The organism is Buttiauxella sp. (assembly GCF_035271705.1).
GTDB lineage: Bacteria > Pseudomonadota > Gammaproteobacteria > Enterobacterales > Enterobacteriaceae > Buttiauxella.
This window is the reverse complement of the sequence record NZ_DATERI010000188.1, coordinates 1-4,561: the sequence shown is the minus strand read 5'-3', so window position 1 is coordinate 4,561 and position 4,561 is coordinate 1. Positions and strand designations below refer to the sequence as shown.

Genomic DNA, 4,561 nt, shown 5'->3' with positions numbered 1-4,561 from the left:
GGTCGGTACGGCTGGAGGCTTCGTGCGCCATGCCCTGAGCTTCACCCACAACCGCCACCACTACATCGGCAGATTTCGCGGTATTGACGGCTTCGTCGATCATCTCTTTGGCAGAACGATTATCGACACTCACCGCTGGCTCATACTGGTTGAGGAAGGCAACGATGTCTTTTTCGTCGGTGGCGTTAGCGCCTTTGGCGACCACGATGTTGGCGTTATCGCCCACCGTGTTTTTAATGCCCTGCAACACTGTCACCGTTTGATCAGCCACACCCGCAGCAGACCAGCTCCCCATCACGTCGCGCTTGCTGTCAGCCAACGGGCCCACCACAGCAATGGTGCCCGATTTTTTCAGCGGTAAGGTTTGCAGGCGATTTTTCAGCAGAACCATGCTTTCGCGCGCAACTTCGCGAGCTTCTTTACGATGCAAGCGGCTTTCGGCATTGGTGTCTTCGGGGTCGGACTCTTTCGGCCCTAAGTGGCTATAGGGGTCATTAAACAGCCCCATATCGTATTTCACGTTTAACACGTGACGTGCGGCGTCATCCAGCTCAGCCATCGGTACCGCGCCGCTTTGCACAAGCTCAGGCAAGTATTTGCTGTAGAACTCATCGCTCATACTCATATTGATGCCGGAGTTCAGTGCCACACGCACCGCATCTTTCGGGTCACTCGCCACACCGTGCTTAATCAATTCTTTAATCGCACCGTGGTCAGAAATGGTGATGCCTTTGAATTTCCACTCATCACGCAGCAAGTCTTTGAGCAGCCAGGAGTCGGACGATGCAGGCGTACCGTTGAGCGAGTTCAGTGCGACCATCACGCCACCACTGCCCGCATCGAGCGCGGCTTTGTATGGTGGCATGTAGTCGTTGAACAAACGCTGCGTGCTCATGTCCACGGTGTTGTACTCTTTGCCGCCTTCTACTGCGCCATAAGCGGCGAAGTGTTTGACGCTGGTCATCACCGAGTAGCGATCTGCCGGGCTTTTACCCTGCATCGCTTCAACCATGGTGCGACCCATAATCGAGGTCAGATACGTATCTTCGCCAAAACCTTCAGAAACACGGCCCCAGCGCGGGTCGCGTGAAACGTCGACCATCGGCGCCCACGTCATGTTCAGGCCATCATCTGCCGCTTCATAAGCAGACACTCGGCCCACAGTTTTCACCGCATCCAAATTAAAGGAGGAGGCTAAACCCAGGCTGATTGGAAACACCGTACGTTGACCATGTACCACATCGTAGGCGAAGAATAATGGGATTTTAAGACGGCTAAGATCCATCACCTGGTCTTGCATGGTACGGATGTCATGGCGGGTTACGGTGTTGAAAATCGCGCCGACTTGCCCTTCTTTGATCATCTCGCGAATGGCTTCTTTCGGGTTATCCGGCCCGACGCTGATTAACCGCAACTGGCCGATTTTCTCGTCAGTGGTCATTTTTTTCAGCAAATCGGTGACAAAGGCATCACGCGCTTCTGGCGTTAACGGGTGCGGGCCAAACATTTCATTAGCCACCGCAGGTTGCAGCGCAAGGCTAACTGCGAAACTTACAGAACAGAGCCATTTCATCGACATTACTCTCTTGCTCAAGCCGCCACGCGGGGCAGCACGAAGTGTTAAGAGGTGCAGTGTGCCACAACGTCCTTGCGGTAAGAAGAGCGGTTCCGCTGTTATGTGCTGATTATTAGGCCATTTCAGAGTATTGATTAAGGTTTTCCGACTATGCTTGAAGGCGTCACTATTTTCCCAAGGAGTGGATAAATGTCTAACCCATTTATTAATGAGCTCAACCGCCTGGTTGGCAACCAACATGTGTTAACAGACGCGGCCAAAACAGCGCGTTATCGTAAAGGTTTCCGCTCCGGTCAGGGCGATGCGCTGGCAGTGGTTTTCCCCGGGACTTTGCTTGAGTTATGGCGAGTGCTGAGCGCATGTGTCAACACCGACAAAATCATTCTCATGCAGGCGGCCAATACTGGTTTAACCGAAGGTTCAACCCCGAATGGCAACGATTACGATCGTGAAATTGTCATCATCAGCACGCTGCGTCTGGATAAATTACAGTTGTTGGATGACGGCAAGCAGGTGTTAGCCTTTCCTGGCAGCACACTCTATCAACTGGAAAAAGCGCTTAAGCCCCTTGGACGTGAACCGCACTCGGTGATCGGTTCGTCGTGCATTGGCGCATCGGTGATTGGCGGGATTTGTAATAACTCCGGCGGCTCACTGGTAAAACGCGGGCCTGCCTATACCGAGATGGCGCTGTACGCGCGTATTGATGAACAAGGTAAATTAACGCTGGTTAACCATCTGGGTATCGACCTTGGTGTCACACCGGAACAAATTCTCGGCACGCTCGATGACGAGCGAGTGAAGCCAGAAAATGTGCTCCACGACCAGCGTCAGGCCTCTGATAAAGATTATGCCGAACGCGTGCGCGACGTGGATGCGGACTCACCATCACGCTTTAATGCTGACCCAAGCCGCCTTTTTGAAGCCTCTGGCTGCGCGGGGAAACTCGCCGTCTTCGCCGTACGCCTCGACACGTTTGTCGCCGAAAAGCAAAACGAAGTGTTTTACATCGGCACCAACCAACCTGAAGTGCTGACCGAAATCCGCCGTCATATTCTGGCTAATTTCGAAAACCTGCCAGTGGCGGGAGAATATATGCACCGCGATATTTACGATATTGCCGAGGTGTATGGCAAAGATACGTTCATGATGATCGACAAACTCGGCACCGATAAAATGCCGCTGTTCTTTACCCTGAAAGGCCGCACCGATGCATGGTTTGAGAAAGTCCCCTTCATTAAACCTCACTTCACCGACCGGGTTTTACAGCGCCTGTGCAACTGGAGCCCGAGCCACTTACCGCCACGCATGAAAGAGTGGCGTGGAAAATACGAACACCACCTGTTGTTGAAGATGTCCGGTGAAGGGATTGCCGAAGCGCGCAACTGGCTCGAGAGTTATTTTCAGCAGGCTGAAGGTGGCTTTTTCGTCTGCACGCCAACTGAAGGGGCGAAAGCGTTTTTACACCGTTTTGCTGCCGCAGGTGCCGCCGTGCGTTATCACGCGGTTCATGCCAACGAAGTAGAAGATATTCTCGCACTTGATATTGCGCTACGTCGTAACGACCAGCAGTGGTTTGAGCAACTACCGCCGGAAATCAGCAGCCAAATCAGTCATTGCCTGTATTACGGCCACTTTATGTGCCATGTCTTCCATCAGGATTACATTGTCAAAAAAGGGGTTGATGTCCATGAGCTGAAAGAGCAAATGCTTGAGCTGCTACGCACACGTGGCGCGCAGTATCCGGCTGAGCATAACGTCGGGCACCTCTATGAAGCGCCTGACAGCTTAAAGCAGTTTTATCAGGCAAATGACCCGACTAACAGCATGAACCCAGGTATAGGCAAAACCACTAAGCGTAAGTGGTGGGAGGAACAGGCCTGTAGCCATACGCATGACCACAATCCTCATTAACTGTTGCCGTCAACCACCAGACCAGGGGCTATTTTTCGTTGGTTTTTCGTACTAAATTAAAATTCCAAAAAGTGGTGTGACCTTACGCCACTTAAATTTTTTTGCGTACAGGAGCGGAAGATGTCAGTGCTCGAAACAGTACCGAGTGTAGGATTACAGGTTCGCGACGCCAGCGCCGATGATATTCCGGCCATCACCGCCATTTATGAATGGCATGTTCTGCATGGGCGCGGCTCATTCGAAGAAGTGCCTCCAACACGTAGCCAAATGGCTGAACGTCTTAACGCAGTTCATGCCCTGCAACTCCCGTGGTTGGTCGCGGTACATAGCGGAATTGTGGTGGGTTATAGCTACGCGACCGCTTATCGTCCACGCCCGGGGTATCGTTTTACCCTTGAAGACTCAGTTTATATCGACGCCAGTATGATGGGCAAAGGTGTGGGTCGTGAGCTGTTAAGCCAGCTGATTACCCGTTGCGAGCAGGGTCCCTGGCGGCAAATGGTGGCAATTATTGGCGATGGTGAAAACAATTCAGGTTCATGCCGTCTGCACAAAAAACTCGGTTTCGAAGTGGTGGGACAACTACGCAATGTGGGATTCAAGCTTGGCGGCTGGCGCGATACGTTGATTATGCAGCGCCCGCTTAATGATGGGGACCGGACGCTGCCATCTATGCCAGGCGGGTGAAACTCGCCATGTGGTGAGAAGGATTTTCGTGGAGGCAAGCATACTCATAAAGTCCGTAGCCCTACCCTCAAATGATTGAATCAGTCAGGGTGATTGTTATTCATCAATTCGGTTTCAATAAGTTGATGAAGACTTGATTTTAATGCTTGAAGCTCTCTGTTCTGTGCAGTAACGGGCCAGCCATCCTTATGCAAAACAACGTCATTGAATGAGCCAGCCCCTCCATACATGCTATTAATAATTATCAACGTTTCTAAATAATCGGTATCCAGCCTGGCATTGAGGTATTCGAATTGTTCAGCCCAAAACCTCTCATTATTACTGGATAAAATCTCTGCAATACCGAGAACTAACTGTCTGATTTGTAATTTCATTTTAATACCC

4 protein-coding genes are annotated in these 4,561 nt (G+C 51.5%); 2 read left to right on the top strand and 2 right to left on the bottom strand.

Features of this window, described 5'->3' with window-relative positions; translation table 11 throughout:
* On the bottom strand, positions 1 to 1,573 hold a 1,573-nt coding region (gene bglX, locus VJY99_RS17065), incomplete at its 3' end, for a beta-glucosidase BglX (RefSeq protein WP_324120601.1).
* Positions 1,574 to 1,765: 192 nt separating this feature from the next.
* Here bglX and dld point away from each other — a divergent pair.
* Both dld and VJY99_RS17055 read left to right on the top strand, forming a co-directional pair.
* A complete protein-coding gene (dld, locus tag VJY99_RS17060; protein WP_324120599.1) occupies positions 1,766 to 3,490 on the top strand; it encodes a D-lactate dehydrogenase in 1,725 nt (574 codons plus the stop codon).
* 120 nt (positions 3,491 to 3,610) lie between these two features.
* Positions 3,611 to 4,177 carry a GNAT family N-acetyltransferase gene (locus tag VJY99_RS17055; protein WP_324120597.1) on the top strand — a complete coding sequence of 189 codons (567 nt, stop codon included), beginning with the start codon at positions 3,611 to 3,613 and terminating at the stop codon, positions 4,175 to 4,177.
* An 80-nt stretch (positions 4,178 to 4,257) separates the two neighbouring features.
* Here the strand turns inward: VJY99_RS17055 and VJY99_RS17050 are convergent.
* Positions 4,258 to 4,561: DUF6966 domain-containing protein (locus tag VJY99_RS17050; RefSeq protein ID WP_324120595.1), on the bottom strand; the 304-nt coding region annotated here is incomplete at its 5' end.